The sequence below is a fragment of the Arthrobacter cheniae genome, from assembly GCF_003602275.1.
Lineage (GTDB): Bacteria > Actinomycetota > Actinomycetes > Actinomycetales > Micrococcaceae > Arthrobacter_D > Arthrobacter_D cheniae.
The window spans coordinates 208,453-230,250 of sequence record NZ_QZVT01000001.1 but is presented as its reverse complement, the minus strand read 5'-3'; the positions used below and the strand labels follow the sequence as shown (position 1 = coordinate 230,250).

The window sequence follows — 21,798 nt, the reverse complement described above, 5'->3', positions numbered from 1 at the left end:
GTGACCGCGGACGCACGATCGGGCGAACGTGTCAGCTTGCCGGACCCAGGTCCACGGTCACCGTGGTGCCGCCGCCGGGAGTGCCCGTGATGCTGATCAGACCGTCATGTGCCGTCGCAATCCTGGCGCACGTGGCCAGCCCGATGCCGCTGCCGGCCGGGTCGCCGTCGCGCTGGAGCCGCACGAGGGGTTCGAGGACCCGCTGGCGGTCTTCGGGATCGATCCCCTTTCCGTGGTCGATGATCCGCAGGACCTGCGTCTCCCCGACGTGTCCGATGACCTCGATGCGCGGGGGAGTGTCGGGCGTCGAGTACTTGATGGCGTTGGACACGAGGTTCTGGAGGAGCGCGGTCACCTGCGCCTGGTCCACGTCCAGCTGCGCATCCTGGACGGTGACGACGGCGTCGTAGGAAGTGGTCAGCGGGAGGACGTCCTGCAGGACCGAGTTCATCATCGTGCTCAGGCGCACGGGGCGGCGAGTGATCGCGCCGCCGATACGCGAGAACGCGAGGACTTCCTCCACCGTCGTCAGCATGCGGCTGGCGCTGCCACGGATGATGCTGAAGTACCGTGCTGCCGGCCCGGAAGGCTCGACCTCGTCGTCCTGTTCGCTCAATTCGGCATAGCCCAGGATCGCAGTCAACGGATTCTTGAGGTCATGGCTGACCCGGGCGGCGAAACCGGCGAGGTCCTCGTTGCTGCGACGCACCACCTCGAGCGCCTCCACGAGCTGGCGGGTCTTGAATTGCAGTTCGAGCACCTCCACGACCTGCCGGGCGAGGATCTCGAGGCCCTCACGCTGGTCCGCAGTGAACGGGTGCACCCGAAGGGAGAATACGCAGAGGGCGCCCAGGGCGTAGCCGGCCGTCGTCACAAGGGGGACCGAGGCATAGGACCGGACCTCGGCGATGCCACCGTTGACGAAGGGATTCTCGGCGAAGCGCGGGTCGCGGGAGGCATCCGCGAGGGCCGTGATGGCTCCCGAGGTGAAGACCTTGGAGCACATCGAGTCCTCCCGCGAACACACTCCCGCATCCACCCCGACCGCAGCGATCTGGTGCTGCTGGTCGGCCGTGATGATGTTGATGACACCCATGTCCATGCCACTGACGCGTACGGCGAGCTTCACGAGGTTGAGGAGCTCGGGGGGCGTCTCGTAGTCGCGCTTTTCCACGGGGAGGCCGTCCGCCTCGCCGTAGGGAAGCCGGTACTCCTGCAGGACTGCCTGGCGGGCCAGCTCCTGCAATGCCACCTCGTGGACCTGAAGCACGGACATTTATACCCCTGAAGAATTGGAAGACCGGTGCGTGTGGGTCCGATTGTCCCACGAGCGCGGTCGTTCGGCCGGATGTGAACCTGATCGCTGCTGACGCGCCGGAACAGGTGCCTTGCCCGGCTGCCTCACCCCAGGGCTCGGACGCGGAGGGCGAGGTAGAGATGCACGCGGTCAGCCGTGACCGAGGGGTCGTATCCCGTGAGGGCAACGACCTGCTGCAGCCGGTAGCGAATGGTGTTGCGGTGGAGGTCGAGGTCGGCGGCGACGGCGGCCACCGAGCCGTCGAGGTCCAGGTACCGCTTGAGCGTGGACACCAGGTCCGCCCGGTGTGCCTCGTCGAAAGCTTCGAGAGGTTTCAGGGTCTCGGCGGCCAGATCGGCGAGCGGCACATCGGCGCTGGACATCAGCAACGAAGTCAGGCTGAGTCGATCCGCGAGGTTGAGCGCCTGGCCGCGCTGCAGTGCTTCGCGGGCCTCGAAGTAGCTCCAGCGCAGGCCGTTCGGCTGCGCGTAGGTGCCGCCTACTCCGATGCGGGAGGTGAGCCCCGCGCCGTGCAGGTAGCGGCTGAGGTCGGCCGGATCGGGCGCCGCGGGGGTGGGCAGGACGAGCACGAGCCGCTCGTCGACGAGCCCGGCGGAGGTCCCCTCCCAGCCGAAGGGGAGGGGTAGGGTCCGCAGCGCACGGCGTTGTCCCGAGGCGACGTCGATGATCAGCACGCTGTGCCGAACCGTCGTATCGATGCCCGAACTGGCGAGTCGCGCTGTCGCCTCGGCCCCCGCAAGCGCCCCCCGCACCACGTCCTCCAGCAATTGCCCCGTGGCGGTCCGGGTCCCGGTCCGGTTCCTGGCCTGGTTGGTGAGTTCGACCGAGATCAGGCTCTGCGCGTAGTCGACGACGGCGGCATGTGCATAGGGTTCGGCGAGGGCGAGGGTGCAGCGGTCCTTGAGCCCGGTGGCGATCGGTAGCCGGTGCCACTCCGTCGTCGTTCCAGGGGTGCCGGACGTGCCGGACGTGCCACCGGAGCCGGCGATGCGCGTCCCGTACTGGAACAGCACGACGTCGGTGCCGAGCATGCGAGCCAACTCGCCGAGAAGCGCGCCGAGGCCTCCGGCGCCCAGGAGCGCCGATGCGAGGACCGCGTGTCCTTCGAGGAGTTCCTCGAGTCCCGCGTACTGATCGGCGGACAGGGCATCGGCGACCCTCTTGCCGATGGCGATGAACGGGACTTCATAGGGGACGCTGAACGCGGGAAGTCCGACGGCGTCCGCCTCCGCCAGCACTGCCGCGGGAATCCTGCGGTGGGTGAGGCCGACTCCGAAGCCGATGGCCAGGGCCCCGGCCTCGTGCACCCGCTGGACGAACGCTCGCTGGGCGGCGCCGGTCTTCAGGCGCACCCCTGTCGTCAGGACGACCTCAGCGCCGTTGAGGAAGGGCCGGGGGTCCTCGAGTTCCGTCACGGCCACCCACTGGATGGGCTGTACGGGAGCGTGGGCACCGCCTTCTGCGGTCAGCCCGAGGGATGGATCGGCGAGGAGATCCGATAGCGTGATGGCCATGCAACCAGAATATGTCCTGGCTGTACCAGTGCACGGCCAAGGGCGGCGATCGCTGTGCACGTATACGTGGCGGGCGCTACCTCACGCCGGTAGCGTCTTGTCGAAACCGGTGCACCGCCCCACCTCCGGGTGTGCGCGGATACACCCCTCGTGAAAGGCACTGCACCGTGGCTGAGACCCTTCAGAACTACATCGACGGCGTGTTCGTGACGCCCGCCGGCACAGAGCTCCTTGGCATCGTCAACCCGACCAACGGGGAGGTCGTGGCGCAGTCGCCCGTCTCCTCTCCCGCGGACGTCGACGACGCCATGCAGGCCGCCGCGCGCGCCTTCACCACGTGGAAGCGCACCACCCCGAGCCAGCGCCAGCTGATGCTGCTGAAGCTCGCCGACGCCGTCGAGGCAGCCAGTGACGAGCTCGTCGAGGCGCAGCACCGCAACACGGGCCAGGTCCGCGCGATGATCGCCGCCGAAGAAGTGGCTGTCGGCGCCGACCAGCTGCGCTTCTTCGCCGGGGCAGCCCGCATCATGGAGGGCAAGTCCGCGGGCGAGTACCTCGAGGGCCACACCTCCTACGTGCGCCGGGAGCCGATCGGCGTCGTCGCGCAGGTCGCGCCCTGGAACTACCCGTTCCTCATGGCCATCTGGAAGATCGGGCCGGCGCTCGCTGCCGGCAACACCGTGGTCCTGAAGCCGAGTGACACGACACCCGAGTCCACGCTCGTGCTCGCGCGCCTGACCCAGGGCATCCTGCCGGACGGCGTCCTGAACGTCGTGCTCGGTACCGGTGAGACCGGTGCCGCGATGATCGAGCACCCCGTGCCGGGCCTCGTGTCCATCACCGGATCCGTGCGTGCGGGAATCGCCGTCGCCACCAGCGCGGCGAAGGGTCTCAAGCGGGCCCACCTCGAGCTCGGTGGGAAGGCACCCGCCGTCGTCTTCGCGGACGCGGACCTGAAGAAGACCGCCGAGGCCATCACCGAGTTCGCCTTCTTCAACGCCGGACAGGACTGCACGGCCATCACCCGCGTGCTGGTTCAGGAGGAGGTGCACGACGAACTCGTGGCCGCGATGGTCGAGCACACGGCGACCCTGACGACGGGAAGCGAGGACGACTCGGAGAACTACTTCGGGCCCCTGAACAACATCAACCACTTCAACGCGGTGAATGCGGTCATCGAGGCCATTCCCGCGCACTGCAGCATCGCGACCGGCGGCAAGCGTGCCGGCGAGAAGGGCTACTTCTTCGAGCCGACGATCATCACCGGCGCGCGGCAGGACGACCCCGTGGTGCAGCAGGAGACGTTCGGCCCGATCGTCACCGTGCAGACCTTCAGCACGGAGGAGGAGGCTGTCGCGCTCGCCAACGGGGTGGACTACGCCCTGGCCTCCAGTGTCTGGACCACCGATCACGGTACCGCGATGCGCGTCTCGCGGGACCTCGACTTCGGCGCGGTCTGGATCAACACGCACATCATGCTCACGGCCGAGATGCCGCATGGCGGCTTCAAGAACTCCGGCTACGGCAAGGACCTCTCCATGTACGGCGTGGAGGACTACACCCGCATCAAGCACGTCATGAGCGTGCTGGACGCCTAGGCGTCCCAGAGACAAGGAATCCCCATGACAACTTTCGCAACCTCATCCGGAACCGTGGCTCCGACCTTCCGTCTCGAGCAGAAGCGAAGCATCAACGGCGAGTTCCCGGGCCCCAGATCCACGGAGCTGGCCGCGCGCCGCGCCGCCGTCGTCGCCAAGGGCGTCGCCTCGGGCGTGCCCGTCTACGCGGCGGACGCCGACGGCGGCATCCTCCGGGACGTCGACGGCAACTCCTTCATCGACCTCGGCTCCGGCATCGCCGTCAACAGCGTCGGCGCGTCCGATCCTGCCGTCGTCAGGGCTGTCCAGGAGCAGGTGGAGCACTTCACGCACACGTGCTTCATGGTCACGCCCTACGAGGGCTACATCGCCGTCGCCGAGCAGCTCGCCGAGCTGACCCCCGGCGACTTCGAGAAGCGCACGGTCCTGTTCAACTCGGGGGCCGAGGCCGTGGAGAACGCCGTGAAGGTGGCACGCCTGGCCACCGGCCGGGACGCCGTCGTCGCGTTCGATCACGCGTACCACGGACGCACCAACCTGACCATGGCGCTGACGGCGAAGGCCATGCCGTACAAGACCAACTTCGGTCCGTTCGCACCCGAGATCTACCGCGTGCCGATGAGCTACCCCTTCCGTGAGGAGAATCCGGCCATCACGGGCCCCGAGGCGGCGCAGCGCGCGATCACGATGATCGAGAAGCAGATCGGCGCGACGTCGGTCGCCGCAATCATCATCGAGCCGGTGCAGGGCGAGGGCGGCTTCATCGTTCCCGCCGACGGCTTCCTGCCCGCCCTGGCGGAGTGGGCCACAGCCAACGGCGTCGTCTTCATCGCGGACGAGGTGCAGTCGGGCTTCTGCAGGACGGGCGAGTGGTTCGCCGTGAACCACGAGGGTGTCGTGCCCGACATCATCACGATGGCGAAGGGAATCGCCGGCGGCATGCCGCTCTCTGCGATCACGGGCCGGGCGGACCTGCTCGACGCCGTCCACGCCGGCGGTCTCGGAGGCACCTACGGTGGGAACCCCGTCGCCTGTGCGGCGGCGCTCGGCGCCATCTCCACGATGAAGGAGCTGGACCTCATCGGCCGCGCGCGGTCCATCGAGGCCCAGGTCACCGAACGCTTCGCTGCCCTGCAGTCGGAGCTGGGCGAGTCCAGCATCGTCGGTGAGCTCCGCGGCCGGGGCGCCATGCTGGCCATCGAGTTCGTGGAGCAGGGCGGCAAGACACCGAACGCGGATGCCACCAAGGCCATAGCGGCCCAGTGCCTGCGTGAGGGAGTCATCATCCTCACCTGTGGTACCTACGGAAACGTGATCCGCCTTCTGCCGCCGCTCGTCATCACCGATGATCTGCTCGCGGACGGACTCGACGTCCTCGAGCGGGCGATCCGGACGGTCAACGGCGGCTGACGGGTCCCCGAAGTACGACGACCTGACTAGGACGACGAAGGCCCCGCAGCTTGGCTGCGGGGCCTTCGTCTATCCAGCGGTGGGTCAGCTTGACGGAATCAGCGCCCGGAACTGAGGGTTATCCAGGAGGAAGGCCTGGGCATGCCTGCAGTAGGGTACCGGCGCCAGGCGACGACGATGCGCATTCAGGAGTGCGCCTCGAATGAGCACGGGCTCGAGGCCCGACATTCGGTACTCGGTTCCGACGACGGTCTCGAGGAACCGGATGCGTCCCGCCCGCATGTCGTACTTCAGGTAGCCGACCATGGTGCCGTCGTGGAAGAGCTCGAAGCGGGAACCCACGGGGTTGTCGCGGAACTTCTCGCGCAGCTTTACGCTCTCGGATCGCTCTGCAGCACGCGCTTCGCGATCCGCGAGGGCCTGCACCACCGCTTCGTAATCGTCCTGCACGCCGAAGGGCGGGTAATCGGTATCGAGCACCCGATAGAGCTGGTTGCAGAGGATGCGCAATTCGCGGGTGGTAACGCCCGAGAGATCGAGAGGGACGTCCGGGACGTCCGGGCCGAGGGCGGCGGGCGAATCCGGAGCCGCAAAGGCGGCCTCGTCCTGGTCGGACCAGGTGCTCGGGGACCCGGGCCCGGCGGGCAGCTCGGTGACCAGGGAGGAAGGGGCAACAGTCATGACAAACCTCGAGGATGTTCAGAGTACGGTGGGCCGTTGCTTGACCGTCCTCGAACCGTAACAGCTATCTCGGGAACCGTAAAGCTAGGTACCTTAGCAATCAGTGGGATGCCTACCGACGCGCGCACGCGGGTGCTGCTTCTGCGCCGGCTCACGTCCGGCGGCAGGGATGGTCGTGCGCCCTGACGGAGTCACCGGCTCAGGACGAGTAGGCGGCGAGTTGCAGCCGAAGGCCCGCGATGATGCCGTCGAGACCGGTACGGAAGGCCGCGTCCGCCGCACTCCCGGAGCCCGCGGCGGCGGAGGCGCAACGCACCGCCGCTGTGAAGACGGGGAACTGGTCCGCCAGCGTGCCCGAGTCGAAGATGTCCCGGGGCGCTGCGACGTCGAGCGCCGACCCGTAGATGAAGGACTCGAGGGCGACGATCGCGGGCACGATGCGATCCTCGGGCCACCCTGCATCGAGGAACCCGCGGGCCACCTCCTCGTACATGCGCAGCGTGTCGGCGGCGCCGGTCACCGGCATGACGGCTATCACGGGAACCAGGGGCGCGTGCCGGGCGAAGACCTCACGATAGGACCAGGCCCACTGGCGGACGGCCTCGTCCCAGGGTTCGCGGGCGAAGCCGCTGAAGTCCACCATGGTCATGACGTGGTCCTGGACCCAGCCGAGCACCTCCTGCTTCGACTCCGCGTGGTTGTAGAGCGCCGACGGCGCCACCCGGAGGCGGCGGGCGAGCCCCGACATCGTCAGCCCCTCGTACCCCTCCGAGGCGATGAGGTCGAGTGCGGCTCCGGTGATGAGGTCCTTGGACAGGACGCGGCGCGGGGGGCGCCCGGCACGCCGTGGCGCAGGTATGGCTGAGGTCGCTGACGTCATGGCTCCCGATCCTGTTGCAGCATCGTCAAACTCTACGGGTACTCCCTTCCCTCGTGGGGCACCTCTGGCTATAGTAGGGCGAAATAATGAATGTCATTCATTTTGTGGCCCGCGTCATGGGGGCCCGGAAGGACAACGTGAAGACCATTGAGCGCGACGTCGTCATCATCGGAGCGGGGCCCTCGGGCCTCACCGCGGCACGGGAGCTGAAGAAGGCCGGGCACTCGGTCGCGGTCATCGAGGCGAGGGACCGTGTGGGGGGCCGTACCCACACCGACATCATCGACGGCGCGGTGTTCGAGGTCGGCGGCCAATGGGTCTCGCCGGACCAGACCGCACTCATCGGACTCCTCGACGAGCTCGGGCTCACCACCTTCCCACGCTACCGCGAGGGCGACTCGGTCTACATCGGGCCGGACGGCGAGCCCATCCGCTACTCGGGCGACATGTTTCCCGTCAGCGACTACACCCGCGAAGAGATGGAGCGCCTCATCGACCTCCTGGACCAGCTCGTGGCCGAGGCCGGTCCGGAGGCGCCCTGGAACCACCCTGACGCCCGCGCCCTCGACACCATCTCCTTCCACCACTGGCTCCGTCGCCAATCGGACGACGAGGAAGCCTGCGACAACATCGGCCTCTTCATCGCCGGCGGCATGCTGACGAAGCCCGCCCACTCCTTCTCGACCCTGCAGGCCATCCTCATGGCTGCCACCGCGGGCTCCTTCTCCAACCTCGTGGACGAGGATTTCATCCTCGACAAGCGGGTGGTGGGCGGCATGCAGTCGGTCTCGGTACGCATGGCCGCGGAGCTCGGCGAGGACGTCATCCTCTCCAGCCCCGTGCGCACGCTGCGCTGGAGCGGCATGGAGGGGGCCGACGGCGCCGAGGGGGTCACCGTGGTCTCGGACACCACGACCGTGCAGGCCCGCTACGCCGTCGTCGCCGTCCCGCCCAACCTGTACTCGCGCATCAGCTACGAACCTTCACTGCCCCGCCGCCAGCACCAGATGCACCAGCACCAGTCGCTCGGACTCGTCATCAAGGTCCATGCCGTCTACGCAACACCCTTCTGGCGCGAGGAAGGGCTGTCCGGAACGGGCTTCAGCGCAGGATCGATCGTGCAGGAGGTCTACGACAACAGCAACTTCGAGGACCCGCGCGGCACCCTCGTGGGCTTCGTCTCCGACGAGAAGGCGGACGCGATGTTCGAACTCCCGCCGCATGAGCGACGCGAGCGCATCCTGGCCTCGATCGCCGGGTTCCTGGGTCCGCAGGCGGTCGAGCCCGAGGTGTACTACGAGTCGGACTGGGCCTCGGAGGAGTGGACGCGCGGCGCCTACGCCTCCAGCTACGATCTCGGTGGCCTGCACCGCTACGGTCGCGACCAGCGCACGCCCGTGGGGTCCATCCACTGGTCCTGCTCCGATATCGCGGCGGAGGGCTATCAGCACGTGGACGGCGCCATCCGGATGGGGCAGCGCACGGCCGCTGCAATCCATGACGCGCTCACGTCCGGCCTCCAGGCCGCCGGCACAGTGCAGGGGTCCTGACCATGCGCTACATCGTCGGCTACACCGCGGATGAGCGCGGGCACGATGCCGTCTGCCTCGCCGTCGCCCTCGCGCGCCGCCAGGACGCGATCCTCGACCTCGTGCTGGTCACGCCGGAGCACTCGCTCTACGCCGGCACCTATCCGCCCGACAAGGGCTTCGACAGCGTCCTGTCCGACCAGATGCGCGAGTGGATGGACGAGGGGCTCGCGCTGGTGCCGGAGGACATCACCGCACGCGGCGTCGTCGTCCGCTCGGAGTCCAACGCGCAGGGGCTCATCGAGGCTGCGGAGGACACGGAGGCCTCCCTGATCGTCATCGGGGCAAGCTCACGCGGCCTCGCCACACGCTTCAGCGTCGGGAACGTTGCCCGCAGCCTCCTCCACGCGTCTCCGGTTCCTGTCGCGCTCGCCCCCAAGGGGTACCGCAGGACGGACCCGGTCACGCGCCTGACCTGCGCCGTCGGACGCAGGGCCGGGGCCGACGCCGTTATGTCCGTCGCCGTGTCCTCGGCGGAGCGCCGTGGCCTGCCCCTCCGGCTGGTGTCCCTCGTCTCCCTCGACGCCGGCCAGCCGGATCCGGACGGGGCCGAGGACGAGGCGAACCGCCGGCTCGCGGAGACGGCGTCGTCGCTCGCTGCCGGTGGACGCGTCAGCGTCGAGACCGCGCGCGGTTCCTCCATCGAGGAAGCCATCGAGGCCATGGCCTGGGACGAGGGGGAGGTGCTGCTGGTCGGTTCCAGCCGCCTCGCGCAGCACATGCGCATCTTCCTCGGGTCCACTGCCAATAAGATCCTGCGTACGCTGACCATCCCCATGGTCGTCGTCCCGCGTACGTACGCAACGCCCGGCTCCACTTCCGGCCCGGGCGCCTTACCCACAGAGGCGGACGCATGAGTATCGACGAAAGAACACAAAGGGGAACAGGGCTGAGCAGGAAAGGCCTCGACTCCGGCACCGTAGGGCTGCTGGGCGCCGTCGTCATCGGGGTGTCCTGCGTGGCACCCGCCTACACCCTGACCGCGGCCCTCGGCCCAACGGTCGCAGAGGTCGGGGTGAACCTGCCGGCCATCTTCCTCGTAGGCTTCATCCCCATGCTCCTCGTGGCCCTCGGCTACCGCGAGCTCAACAATTCCATGCCGGACTCCGGTACGTCCTTCACCTGGGCCACCCGCGCCTTCGGGCCCTGGGTGGGCTGGATGGGAGGTTGGGGCCTCATCGCGGCCACCGTGATCGTCCTGTCCAACCTGGCGGCCGTCGCGGTCGACTTCTTCTACCTGATGCTCTCCCAACTCCTGAACAATCCCGCCCTTGCGGAACTCACCCTCAACCTGCCGGTGAACATCGCAACGACGCTCGTGTTCATCGCCCTCGCCTGCTACGTCTCCTACCGCGGCATGGAAGCCACCAAGACCGTCCAGTACGTCCTTGTCACCTTCCAGCTCGTGGTGCTCGCCTGGTTCGCGATCGCGGCCTTCGTGCATGTGGCCAACGGCACCGCCTTCGATGCGACCAGCATCAGCGCGGACTGGTTCAACCCCTTCGCCGTCGGATCCTTCTCCGCCTTCGCCGCGGGTGTCTCCCTGTCGATCTTCATCTACTGGGGGTGGGACGTGACCCTCACGATGAACGAGGAGACCACCAATCCGAGGAAGACGCCGGGACGCGCGGGTGCCCTCACCGTCGTCGTCATCGTGGTCATCTACCTCACGGTCGCGCTTGCCACCCTTGCCTTCGCCGGCGTGGGCGACGGCGAACTCGGCGCGGGCAACCCGGACAACCAGGAGAGCATCTTCGCGACGCTCGCCGGACCCGTCATGGGTCCGTTCGCCATCCTGATGTCCATGGCCGTCCTGAGTTCCTCGGCCGCCTCGCTGCAGTCCACCTTCGTCTCCCCGGCGCGTACCCTGCTCGCCATGGGCCACTACAAGGCCCTGCCCGAGGGCTACGGCCGCATCAGCCCGCAGCACAAGTCCCCGAGCTATGCCACCGTGGCGGCGGCCGTAGCCGCGGCGGGGTTCTACGTGTTCACGCGCCTGGTGTCGGAGAACGCGCTGTGGGACACCATCACCGCCCTCGGCCTGATGATCTGCTTCTACTACGGCATCACCGCGCTCGCCTGCGTCTGGTACTTCCGTGCCCAGGCCTTCTCGAGCATCAGGAACACCCTGTTCCGGTTCCTGGCCCCGCTGCTCGGCGGCGTGATCCTGATGGTCATGTTCTTCAAGACCGCCGTCGACTCCATGGACCCCGCATACGGGTCCGGCTCCGAGCTGTTCGGGATCGGCATGGTGTTCATCCTGGGAATCGGTGTGATCCTGCTCGGCGCCGTGCTGATGCTGGTGTGGTCCCGCATCAACCCGGCCTTCTTCCGGCAGGAAGTGCTGACCCAGGGTTCCGCTCCGCAGGAGTAGGTGGAGGAGTGACCTCCCGGCCGACAGGCCCTGCGCTAGAGTGAACCGACTCCGCGGGCGCCTGTCGGCCGCGCCACACCTGTCCGACCGAGGAGAAGGAAGCCGCCGTGCGCTACGTCGTTGGCTACACCGAGAACGACCGGGGGCAGGACGCCCTGGAACTGGCCACCTCGCTGGCCCTCACGCAGTCCGCGGGCATCGATCTCGTCACCGTGCTGGACTGGCCCCAGGACGGCAGCATGGCGCCCGGCAGCCGGCGCGCACAGGAAGCCCTCGACCGGGCGAAGGAGGGCGTGCCCGACGGCGTCGAGGTCGCCACGCACGTGCGCCTCGCCGACTCCTTCGCGCAGGGCCTGCTCGAGGTGGCGGACGACGTCGACGCCGGCCTGATCGTCATCGGCGCCTCCAGCAACGGACTCCTGCGACGCTTCACCGTGGGCAGCGTCGCGAACGCCGTGCTGCACAGTTCGAAGGTCCCGGTGGCCCTCGCGCCGCGCGGCTACCGGCACCGCGCCACCTTCACCCGCATGACCTGCGCGGTCGGAGCACGGGCAGGAGCCGAAGGTGCCCTCGACGTCGCCGTCGAATCGGCCGGTCGCCGCGGACTCCCGCTGCGCCTCGTCTCCCTCGTCGCACTCGACGTGACCGAGTCCGCGGACTCGGGCGAGGCCATCAACAAAGCCCACCAGCACGCCCACTCGGTGCTCGCCGGCGCCGTCGAGCAGTTGCCGAAGGGGCACGAGGCCTCGATCATCGTGGCGCACGGTCGGACCATCGAACAGGCCATCGACGATATCGAGTGGGATCCGGGTGAGCTCGTGATCGTCGGCTCCAGCCGTCTCGCCCAGCACCGCCAGATCTTCCTCGGCGCCACGGCGAACAAGATGCTGCGCGCGTTGCCGGTGCCGATGGTCGTGGTACCCCGCGACTGGGTGCGCCCCCCGCTCTGAGAAGTGGCGGTCAGGCCGCCGTCGCCGGTTGCGGGACCTTCGCCAGCCGTGGCTGGCGTCGGACGGTCCGCAGCATGTCGATGGTCAGGAGGATGAGGCCGACCCACACGAGACTGAATCCGATCCACCGCTCGAACGGCATCTCCTCATGCAGGACCAGAAGGGCCAGCAGGAACTGCAGCACGGGGGCGAGGTATTGGAGGAGGCCGATCGTGGTAAGGGGGAGCCGACGCGCTGCGGCTCCGAAGAAGATGAGCGGCACGGCGGTGATGACACCCGAGGCGGCCATGATCCAGAAGTGGCCCGCGCTCTCGGTGACAAGCGTCGCCTCACCCCTGGAACTCAGCCAGAGCATGACGGCCACGGCGATCGGGGTCAGGACCAGCGTCTCGATGCTGAGGCTGGAGACCGCGTCCACGCGTGAACCGACCCGCTTCTTCATGAATCCGTAGAGGCCGAAGGAGAAGGCGAGCGTCAGGGCGATCCAGGGCACGGCGCCGTAACCGACGGCCAGCACCACCACAGCGAGGAGGCCCATCCCGATGGCCGCCCACTGCAGCCGCCGCAGCTTTTCCCTCAGAACGAACACGCCCAGAAGGACCGACACGATCGGATTGATGAAGTACCCGAGCGAAGCCTCGATGGCCTGGCCGGAGGTGACGCCGTAGGTATAGACGAACCAGTTGACGGCGATCAGCAGCGCGGCGACCGCCAGCGTTCCGGAGACCTGCGGGGTGCGCAGCGCGGTCATGACCGGTCGCCATGAGCGCCGGAGCGTCAGCAGGAGTGCACAGAAGATGAGCGACCACAGGACGCGGTTCGCCACGATCTCGATGGGTCCGGCGGGCGCGAGGATCAGGAAGTAGAGCGGCAGGAGTCCCCAGAGTCCGTAGGCGCTGATACCGAAGAGGATACCGACGGAGTTCTCGCTCCGCGCCGGACGACTGGTCTTCCCACCTATTCCACTCACGAGGGCGGAAACCCGCCCATCAGGACCATTTATTCCCGGTTCCTCCCCGAGGGCCGGGAATGGGCGGAGCCAGTCTGGCGAGATCCCCGCCACTGTATGACGCGCTGTTGGCCGGCGCCATTTAGAATAGGGAACTGTGCGCTTATTCTGCGCAACGGCATCCATCAGGAGCATCTCCACCGGAAGAAGGCTATTCAGTGTCTACCTCAGCTGCGGCACGACCGCTGCGGGTCGCGATCATCGGCGCCGGTCCGGCCGGCGTCTACGCCGCCGACATCCTGACGAAGTCGAACGAGGTCCAGGGCGGGGACTTCGCCGTCAGCATCGACCTCTTCGACCAGTACCCGGCACCGTACGGCCTGATCCGCTACGGGGTTGCTCCTGACCACCCCCGCATCAAGGGGATCGTCAATGCCCTGCACAAGGTGCTGGACCGCGGCGACATCCGGTTCCTCGGCAACATCAACTACGGCCGGGATCTCACCCTGTCCGATTTCCGTCGCTTCTACGACGCCGTCATCTGCGCGACCGGGGCGATCCGCGATGCCGACCTGGACATACCGGGCGTGCAGCTCGATGGCTCCTTCGGCGGCGCCGACTTCGTCTCCTGGTACGACGGACACCCCGACGTCAGCCGGAACTGGCCACTCGAGGCGAAGGAGGTCGCGGTGATCGGTAACGGCAACGTGGCCCTCGACGTCGCCCGTATCCTCTCGAAGCACGCAGACGACCTCCTGTCCACGGAGATCCCCGAGAACGTCTATCAGGGGCTCAGGGCGTCACCCGTCACGGACGTCCATGTCTTCGGTCGCCGTGGACCGGCGCAGGTCAAGTTCACGCCGCTGGAACTGCGCGAGCTGTCCCACTCGCGCGACGTCGACATCGTCCTGTACCCCGAGGACTTCGACTTCGACGCGGGCTCCGAGGAGCAGATCGCCACCAACAACCAGACAAAGACGATGGTGAAGACGCTCACCAACTGGCTGGTCGAGGACGAGCCGACGGGTGCGTCCCGCCGCCTGCACCTCCACTTCCTGCACTCGCCCGTCGAGATCCACGACTCCGCCGAGACGCCCGGGAAGGTCGCCGGCATGAAGTTCGAGCGCACCGAGCTCACCGGTGACGGTAACGTCCGCGGAACCGGGGAGATCGTCGACTACCCCGTCCAGGCCGTCTACCGGGCCATCGGGTACTTCGGATCGGAGTTGCCCGAGGTCGGCTTCGACGAGAAGCGCGGCGTGATCCCGAACGAGGGCGGCCGCGTGATCGACGAGGACGGCAAGCCGGTCCCGGGCATCTACGCCACGGGTTGGATCAAGCGTGGTCCCGTGGGCCTCATCGGCCACACCAAGGGGGATGCACTGGAGACCATCGGTTTCCTGCTCGAGGACCGGCTCAACCTGCCGCCCGCCGAGGACCCTTCGGAGGACGCCATCATCACGCTCCTCGAGGAGCGCGGGGTTCGCTACACGACGTGGGACGGATGGCTGAAGCTGGACGCGCACGAGATGAAGCTCGGCGCCAACTTCGTGAACACGTCGGGCAATGCCGAGGTCGTCCGGGAGCGCGTGAAGCTGGTTCCCCGAGAAGACATGGTGACCATTTCCCGCGGTGATTAGTCCGGCTACACTGTGACCTGTCCCGCGCTCCTACGCGGGACAGGTCACGAAGCGGAGTGCCGATGTCGCCGTCCCGTTCAATCGCCCTACCGGACTTGTCCTCCGACGTCCTGCAGCGAAGAGCCTTCGCCGCGCACGAGGCGCTCGGCCAGGGTGAGAGTGTCGACGGGAACCTCCGGGGCATCGTGCAGGACTCCTGGCTGAGATCACTCACCTTCTTCCCCAACCCCTCCTCGGCGCACGCCAGCCTGTACTGCTCCGAAGAGGAACTCGAGGCGTATCGGCAGGGACATCCCCTCGCAGCGATCATGCCCGTCATCGACCGCCTGCTCGTGCAGCCAAGCCTCGACTCCGGCATGCTCGTGGCGGTCGGCGATGAAAACGGCCGGCTCCTCTGGGTCGACGGCGATCGGGAACTCCGGCGTCGGGCCGAGGGCATGCTCTTCATGGCCGGAGCCGACTGGTCCGAGGCGACCGTCGGAACAAGTGCCCCGGGTACCGCCCTCGCCCTCCAGCGCAGCGTGCAGATCGCGGGCGCCGAGCACTTCAACCCGCAGGTACACCCGTGGAGCTGCACGGCAGTACCGCTCCACGACCCTGATTCGGGCACGGTGCTCGGCGTCATCGACATCACCGGCGCGGCCGAAGCTGTTGCCACCCACACTCTGGCCCTGGTCGAGGCCGCCGTCGCTGCAGCCGAAGCCCAGCTCAGCATCCACCGGCTCCAGAGCCGCCTGTCGGGCACGAAGCGGCATAGGACGGCTCCGACGGCCGGAACCCTGTACCGGGACAGCCTGCAGATCCTGGGTACGGATCATGGCGTGGTCCACGCCGGCGGTGCGTCCCTCGAACTGAGCCTCAGACACGCCGAGCTGCTCACCCTGCTCGCTCTCCACCCCGAAGGCCTCACAGCGGACCAGTTGGCAGTCATGGCCTACCCGGAGAACGCCTCCAGCACGACGGTCCGCGCCGAGATGCTACGCCTTCGCAAGGCCCTCACGCAGCACGGTGGTGGCATCGTGCCGCAGTCACGGCCCTACCGGCTCCCGGGCGAGCTGGTCGTGGACGCGGTGCAGGTACTGAACTACCTACGGCGCGGCGCTCACCGCATGGCGCTCGCCATCTATCGCGGGCCCGTTCTTCCACGCTCGCAGGCACCGGCCATCGTGCGCCTGCGCGCCGAGGTTTCCACCCTCTTGCGGGACGCCGTCCTCACCGATGGCGCTCCGGAGACCGTGCTGCAGTACCTCGCCCTGCCGGAGGCCGAGGACGACGTCGAATCATGGAGCCTCGCACTCCGTGTCCTGCCGCGGCGCTCACCCAGGCGAGCAGTCGTCGTCGCCCATGTGGAGCGGTTGGAGGCCGAATTGATGGTGCCATCCGCTTCAAAGCTCAAGTTCTCGTGAATTCTGGCCGCCGATTCCCACAAACCATCGCCTCGAAGGCTGTCCGCGGTCTATCGTTGCGCATGGTGGTTGATGATCACGGTGGGCAGTGTTGCCTTCCGGTCCAGCACACTTGGCGCAGCACAGCTACAAGGGGACTTTCGTGACGCAAGCTGAACAGCACCCGAGGGTGCAGGCGCGGGGTACGGGTCCCTCCCGCACGAAGATGAATGCGACCCTGGCGATGGTGGTGTGCTTCGTCGGGTTCCAGGGGATCGTCCCACAGTCGTGGGATTCGGCTACCGCCCTGGGCCCCGATGCCACCCGCACCAGCCTGTCCGACTTCTTCACCTATGATGCGCTGTCGCCGACGGGCACTGTGGGAACATCCCTTCTCTCGCCGCTCCACAGCCTCGACGCGCTCGATCCGTCCACGTTCCACGCCAAAATAGCGCCAGAAGCCGAGGTAGCGCCGGAAAAAGCCGCAGAGGCCGCCACGAGCGGCGAACCACTCTCGGCCCAGGGTATCGAGCGTCTTCCGGCCGGCAATCTGTTCGCCGTCCTGGGCGAGCTGACGCCGACGTCGTCGTTCGGCTTCCGTACGAGCCCGATCACAAGCGAGGCCGGCGAGTTCCATACCGGTCAGGACTACTCGGCTCCGTGCGGCACGCCGGTGTATGCTGCCGATTCCGGGACGGTGCGCGCGGTGGGGTGGCACCCGTGGGGAGGCGGCAACCGTGTCGAGGTCGATCACGGCAATGGCCTGATCACGACGTACAACCACCTGCAGGGCATCTCGGTCGTGGAGGGCGATGCCGTCAAGGGCGGCGATCCCATCGCCGAAGTCGGCACGACGGGTTCCTCGACCGGATGCCACCTCCACTTCGAGACCATCCTCGATGGTGAGCACGTCGATCCGCTGCGCTGGAAGCTCTTCCAGGGCAAGCACGGTGTGCGGAAGGGCGAGCTGAAGGACTACACCCCCGGTTCTGGCATTGCCACGGTCGTTCCGGCCTGGGCGCAGTCCTCGACGCGGTCGGACCAGGTGGCTCCATTCCTCGAGTCCGACGTGGTTCCTGTCGCTTCGGGTCCCTCCGCTCCTTCGGGAGCCGCTGGTCATGACGCGCGCGAAGGGGACACGATCGTTGTGCCGCGTACTCCGGAGAAAACGAAGGTTCCTGACGTGCCCAAGGCGCCCAAGCCCGAGGCTCCTGCGCCCAAGCCCGAGGCTCCTGCGCCCAAGCCCGAGTCTCCCGCTCCTGCGCCCAGGCCCGAGTCTCCCGCTCCTGCGCCCAGGCCCGAGTCTCCCGCTCCTGCGCCCAGGCCCGAGTCTCCCGCTCCTGCGCCCGAGTCTCCCGCTCCTGCGCCCCAGTCTCCCGCTCCTGCGCCCCAGACTCCTGCGCCCCAGACTCCTGCGCCCCAGACTCCTGCGCCCACACCTGAGGCTCCAGTTCAGACTCCTCCGGCTCCCGAGCCTCCAGTACAGACTCCTCCGGCCGCCGTACCCCCCGTGCCTGAGATCACGACGCCAAGTCCGACGGACCCTCAGGTTCCGCCGACGACTCCCGCCGATGCAGACCCGGATACCTCATGCGACACCGATTCGACGGTCGCCGAGTCCGAGGCAGAGAATCCAGCGACGCCTGATCCGACTGCTCCGGGTACAGACCCATCGGGCGGCCCAGCCGATCCGACGACGGGTGCCGAGCCTGAGCCTGGTACCGACCCCACCACGGGCGCGGAGCTCGAGCCTGGTACCGACCCCGAGAACGACGACGAGCCCTCATGCGGGACTCCCGGCGACGCGACTGACGCCGGCGACCCCGTTGGAGCGCCGGCCCCCGCGTCGGACGCGGCCACGACGACAGCGACCGAGCCATCGGGTACAGCCACGATCCCGGCCGCCTCTGACGCAGCGCCGGCACCAGCCGGGCAGGGATAGTCGGCGCGTCTCGCGCTATTCCGACGCCCGCCTGAGCCGGGGGCGGCCATGCAACGTTGATGCAACCCTCGGGCTCCTACGCTGTGAGGAAGGACGACGACGTCCTGCTCACACGGAGTTCAAGGAGTGGACAATGACTGTTTATGCCCAGCCTGGCCAGGATGGATCGAAGGTCAGCTTCAAGCCGCGGTACGAGAACTGGATCGGCGGTGAGTGGGTAGCCCCCATCAAGGGTCAGTACTTCGAGAACATCTCGCCTGTGACGGGCAAGGCTTTCTGCGAGGTGGCGCGGGGCACCTCCGAGGACATCGAGCTCGCCCTCGACGCTGCGCACAAGGCTGCCCCTGCCTGGGGCAAGACGTCCGTGGCGGAACGCGCAGCAGTGCTGAACCGGGTCGCAGACCGCATCGACGCGAACCTCGAGTTACTCGCGGTCGCGGAGACCTGGGACAACGGGAAGCCGGTGCGTGAGACCCTGGCGGCCGACATGCCGCTGGCCGCAGACCATTTCCGCTACTTCGCCAGCGCCATCCGCGCCCAGGAGGGCGGAATTTCCCAGCTCGACGACGACACGACGGCCTACCACTACCACGAGCCGCTCGGCGTCGTGGGGCAGATCATCCCGTGGAATTTCCCCATCCTCATGGCTGTGTGGAAACTGGCGCCGGCCCTGGCCGCGGGCAACGCCGTCGTGCTGAAGCCGGCGGAGCAGACACCGACGTCGATCCTGGTGCTGATGGAGCTTCTGAGCGACATCCTCCCCGCAGGCGTCATCAACGTGGTGAACGGCTTCGGCGTCGAGGCGGGCAAGCCGCTGGCCTCGTCGAAGCGCATCCGGAAGATCGCGTTCACCGGGGAGACAACGACGGGCCGGCTCATCAGCCAGTACGCCAGCCAGAACCTCATCCCGGTGACGCTCGAACTCGGCGGCAAGAGCCCGAACATCTTCTTCTCGGACGTCGCCGACAGCAATGACGCGTTCTACGACAAGGCACTCGAGGGCTTCGCGCTGTTCGCGTTCAACCAGGGCGAGGTGTGCACGTGTCCTTCGCGAGCATTGGTGCAGGGGTCAATGTACGACTCCTTCATGAGCGATGCGATTGCTCGCGTGGACAAGATGGTGCAGGGCAACCCGCTCGACACGGACACGCAGGTCGGCGCGCAGGCTTCCAATGACCAGCTCGAGAAGATCCTGTCCTACATGGACATCGGCGCGCAGGAGGGTGCGAAGGTGCTCATCGGCGGCGAGCGGAACATACTCGGCGGCGATCTCGCCGAGGGCTACTACGTCAAGCCCACGGTGTTCGAGGGAACGAACAACATGCGGGTCTTCCAGGAGGAGATCTTCGGTCCGGTGGTATCGGTGACTCGGTTCAACGACTACGCCGAGGCCATGGAGATCGCGAACGACACCCTCTATGGACTGGGTGCCGGGGTCTGGTCGAGGAACGGCAACGTGGCCTACCGCGCGGGTCGCGAGATCCAGGCGGGCCGCGTCTGGGTGAACAACTTCCACGCCTACCCGGCGGGGGCAGCGTTCGGCGGCTACAAGTCCTCGGGAATCGGCCGCGAGAACCACGCCATGATGCTCGATCACTACCAGCAGACCAAGAACCTGCTGGTCAGCTACTCGGAATCCAAGCTGGGTTTCTTCTAGGAGATGCGATGACCGTCGAAGCCTCGGTGACCATTCCGGGCGAGACCTTCTCCCGGGTGGCACTGTCGGACAGCGCAGTCGACCTCCTGGACAAGCTCTGGCTCATCCACGGTCCGCTGATGTTCCACCAGTCCGGCGGGTGCTGCGACGGCTCGTCGCCCATGTGCTATCCGGCCGGAGAGTTCATTACGGCGGAAGCTGATGTCCTGCTCGGAGTCCTCGATATCACGGCGGGCGCTGACGGCAGGGCGGGCGCAGGAGCGGCCGACGACGCCGACGGACCCCGCCTGATCGACTTCTGGATGTCGCGCGAGCAGTTCGAATACTGGCGCCACACTCACCTGACGGTCGACGTCGTACAGGGACGGGGCAGTGGATTCTCGGTCGAGTCGCCGGAGGGGAAGAGGTTCCTCATCCGGTCCCGGCTCATGGATCAGGCGACGCCGGACATCGCCAGCGCGATCTGAAAGGTCATGGAGGGACCCGGTGGACGATGTCCGCCGGGTCCCTCCATGCGTGAGCTGTGCGGTTCCAGCCCGGGCCGATCAGCGTCCCGCAACCCAGCCGGGGTGGCCGTGATGCTCCGGTTCCACGGCGAGGACGATCCCCAGCAGGTCCGTGAGCGCGTGGCCGAGCTTCGGATCCACGAGCTCGTAGCGGGAACGGCGGCCTTCGGGAACGGCGACGACGAGCCCGCATCCGCGCAGGCACGACAGGTGGTTCGACAGGCTCTGGCGGCTCACGCCAAGCGATTCGGCGAGTTCGCTCGGATATGCGGGGGCGTCCCGAAGGGCCACCAGGATCCGCACGCGCGTCGGGTCGGACAGGGCGGTACCCACCCGCTCGAGCACGGAGGTGGAGGTCAGGGTCTGCAGCATCAGTGGGTCAGCTCCGTCTCGTGGGGAACGTGGCCCATCGGTTCGATCTGGAAGGTGCAGTGGTCGATGCTCACGTCGAAGTGCCGGCTCACGCATTCCTGCAGTTGGTCCAGGACGGCGTGGGCCGAGCCGTCCCGGTAGCAGCCGTCGTCCACGACGATGTGCGCGGTCAGGACGGGCAGCCCTGTGGCGATCTGCGTGATGTGGAGGTCGTGCACGTCGCGGACCTGGGGCAGGCGGGCGATGTGCGCTCGCACTTCCTCGAGATCGATCCCTGCGGGAGTGGACTCGAGCAGCACGTCGATGGTCTCGCGCAGCAGCTTCAGGGTCCGCGGGATGATCAGCACACCTATGAACAGGGCCACAATGGCGTCGGCCCGCATCCACCCCGTGAGGGTGATGACGACGGCGGCGACGATGACGGCCACAGATCCGAGGGCGTCGTTGAGCACCTCCAGGAATGCCGCCCTCAGGTTGAAACTTGCAGCGCGGTGTCGCGACAGGAGCCCGAGGGCGGCGAGGTTGCCGGCAAGGCCGACAGCACCGAAGACGATCATCTGCGGTGCGGCGACATCCTCCGGGGTTATCAGGCGACGCACGCCCTCGACCAGCACGTAGGCACCGACCGCGAGGAGGAATGCCGCCTGCAGCAGGGCGGCGATGACCTCGGCCCGCCGGAAGCCCCACGAGCGTTGCGGCGTCGCCGGACGGGTGGAGAGCGTTGCGGCACCGAGTGCCATCGCGAGACCCGCGGCATCGGTCAGTACATGGACAGAATCGAAGAGAAGTGCCAGACTACCTGTCCACAGCGCGCCGACCACCTGGAGAACGAAGACGCCGAGGGTGATCCCGAAGGCGCCCGCCAGCGGACCCCGGAGGGCCGTCGTCGGACTGTGGTGGTGATGCGAACCCATAGGAAGATAGTACAGCGGTCGCTGAACCGGCTGCGCAACGTGTGGCGCTGGTACGGTGAGTGTTCGCGGCCGACGACGAAGCGGGCCCTCCGCTCCGAGGACGACGCTGATCAAGGCAG

The 21,798-nt window shown here is 67.5% G+C and carries 18 protein-coding genes; 11 read left to right on the top strand and 7 right to left on the bottom strand.

Going from position 1 to position 21,798, the window contains the following annotated elements:
* Positions 1-31: 31 nt before the first annotated feature.
* The gene (locus D6T63_RS01150) at positions 32-1,276 is read right to left on the bottom strand and encodes a sensor histidine kinase (RefSeq protein WP_120147187.1); all 1,245 of its coding nucleotides are present in this window, start codon (positions 1,274-1,276) and stop codon (positions 32-34) included.
* Positions 1,277-1,401: 125 nt separating this feature from the next.
* Positions 1,402-2,832, bottom strand: coding sequence for a PucR family transcriptional regulator (locus D6T63_RS01145; RefSeq protein WP_120147186.1), 1,431 nt, complete (start codon positions 2,830-2,832; stop codon positions 1,402-1,404).
* A 167-nt stretch (positions 2,833-2,999) separates the two neighbouring features.
* Between D6T63_RS01145 and D6T63_RS01140 the strand changes: the two genes are divergently transcribed.
* Complete coding sequence (locus D6T63_RS01140; RefSeq protein WP_120147185.1) at positions 3,000-4,430, top strand: gamma-aminobutyraldehyde dehydrogenase; 1,431 nt, start codon at positions 3,000-3,002, stop codon at positions 4,428-4,430.
* 24 nt (positions 4,431-4,454) lie between these two features.
* Positions 4,455-5,840 (top strand): 4-aminobutyrate--2-oxoglutarate transaminase, encoded by a 1,386-nt coding sequence (gabT, locus tag D6T63_RS01135; protein WP_120147184.1) that lies wholly within the window; start codon positions 4,455-4,457, stop codon positions 5,838-5,840.
* Between the two features lie 84 nt (positions 5,841-5,924).
* Here the strand turns inward: gabT and D6T63_RS01130 are convergent, their stop codons facing one another.
* Both D6T63_RS01130 and D6T63_RS01125 read right to left on the bottom strand, forming a co-directional pair.
* On the bottom strand, positions 5,925-6,521 hold the full coding sequence (locus D6T63_RS01130; protein WP_120147183.1) for a GNAT family N-acetyltransferase: 597 nt from the start codon (positions 6,519-6,521) through the stop codon (positions 5,925-5,927).
* 199 nt (positions 6,522-6,720) lie between these two features.
* Complete coding sequence (locus D6T63_RS01125; protein WP_120147182.1) at positions 6,721-7,401, bottom strand: TetR/AcrR family transcriptional regulator; 681 nt, start codon at positions 7,399-7,401, stop codon at positions 6,721-6,723.
* Between the two features lie 86 nt (positions 7,402-7,487).
* Here D6T63_RS01125 and D6T63_RS01120 point away from each other — a divergent pair, with 86 nt between their 5' ends.
* From D6T63_RS01120 to D6T63_RS01105, 4 genes are all read left to right on the top strand, one after another.
* Positions 7,488-8,951 carry a flavin monoamine oxidase family protein gene (locus D6T63_RS01120; RefSeq protein WP_120147181.1) on the top strand — a complete coding sequence of 488 codons (1,464 nt, stop codon included), beginning with the start codon at positions 7,488-7,490 and terminating at the stop codon, positions 8,949-8,951.
* 2 nt (positions 8,952-8,953) lie between these two features.
* Positions 8,954-9,847 (top strand): universal stress protein, encoded by an 894-nt coding sequence (locus D6T63_RS01115; protein WP_120147180.1) that lies wholly within the window; start codon positions 8,954-8,956, stop codon positions 9,845-9,847.
* Positions 9,844-11,364 (top strand): APC family permease, encoded by a 1,521-nt coding sequence (locus tag D6T63_RS01110; protein WP_120147179.1) that lies wholly within the window; start codon positions 9,844-9,846, stop codon positions 11,362-11,364. The genes D6T63_RS01115 and D6T63_RS01110 overlap by 4 nt, the downstream gene beginning before the upstream one ends.
* Before the next feature lie 107 nt (positions 11,365-11,471).
* Positions 11,472-12,314 carry a universal stress protein gene (locus D6T63_RS01105; protein ID WP_120147178.1) on the top strand — a complete coding sequence of 281 codons (843 nt, stop codon included), beginning with the start codon at positions 11,472-11,474 and terminating at the stop codon, positions 12,312-12,314.
* A gap of 10 nt (positions 12,315-12,324) precedes the next feature.
* On the opposite strand, the gene rarD is transcribed toward D6T63_RS01105, so the two are convergent.
* Positions 12,325-13,284: an EamA family transporter RarD gene (gene rarD, locus D6T63_RS01100; RefSeq protein WP_235830469.1), complete on the bottom strand. Its 960-nt coding sequence runs from the start codon at positions 13,282-13,284 to the stop codon at positions 12,325-12,327.
* A gap of 197 nt (positions 13,285-13,481) precedes the next feature.
* Here rarD and D6T63_RS01095 point away from each other — a divergent pair, with 197 nt between their 5' ends.
* From D6T63_RS01095 to D6T63_RS01075, 5 genes are all read left to right on the top strand, one after another.
* A complete protein-coding gene (locus D6T63_RS01095; RefSeq protein ID WP_120147177.1) occupies positions 13,482-14,903 on the top strand; it encodes an FAD-dependent oxidoreductase in 1,422 nt (473 codons plus the stop codon).
* 62 nt (positions 14,904-14,965) lie between these two features.
* The gene (locus tag D6T63_RS01090; RefSeq protein ID WP_120147176.1) at positions 14,966-16,309 is read left to right on the top strand and encodes a GAF domain-containing protein; all 1,344 of its coding nucleotides are present in this window, start codon (positions 14,966-14,968) and stop codon (positions 16,307-16,309) included.
* A 142-nt stretch (positions 16,310-16,451) separates the two neighbouring features.
* Positions 16,452-18,230 carry a peptidoglycan DD-metalloendopeptidase family protein gene (locus tag D6T63_RS19980; RefSeq protein ID WP_268877995.1) on the top strand — a complete coding sequence of 593 codons (1,779 nt, stop codon included), beginning with the start codon at positions 16,452-16,454 and terminating at the stop codon, positions 18,228-18,230.
* 133 nt (positions 18,231-18,363) lie between these two features.
* The gene (exaC, locus tag D6T63_RS01080) at positions 18,364-19,887 is read left to right on the top strand and encodes an acetaldehyde dehydrogenase ExaC (protein WP_120147175.1); all 1,524 of its coding nucleotides are present in this window, start codon (positions 18,364-18,366) and stop codon (positions 19,885-19,887) included.
* An 8-nt stretch (positions 19,888-19,895) separates the two neighbouring features.
* Positions 19,896-20,354, top strand: coding sequence for a DUF779 domain-containing protein (locus D6T63_RS01075; protein ID WP_120147174.1), 459 nt, complete (start codon positions 19,896-19,898; stop codon positions 20,352-20,354).
* 78 nt (positions 20,355-20,432) lie between these two features.
* Here D6T63_RS01075 and D6T63_RS01070 read toward each other — a convergent pair whose 3' ends face one another.
* Together D6T63_RS01070 and D6T63_RS01065 are read right to left on the bottom strand one after the other, a co-directional pair.
* Positions 20,433-20,765, bottom strand: a complete 333-nt coding sequence (locus D6T63_RS01070; RefSeq protein WP_182976827.1) for an ArsR/SmtB family transcription factor — start codon at positions 20,763-20,765, stop codon at positions 20,433-20,435.
* Positions 20,765-21,679: a cation diffusion facilitator family transporter gene (locus D6T63_RS01065; RefSeq protein WP_120147173.1), complete on the bottom strand. Its 915-nt coding sequence runs from the start codon at positions 21,677-21,679 to the stop codon at positions 20,765-20,767. The genes D6T63_RS01070 and D6T63_RS01065 overlap by 1 nt, the downstream gene beginning before the upstream one ends.
* Positions 21,680-21,798: the final 119 nt, after the last annotated feature.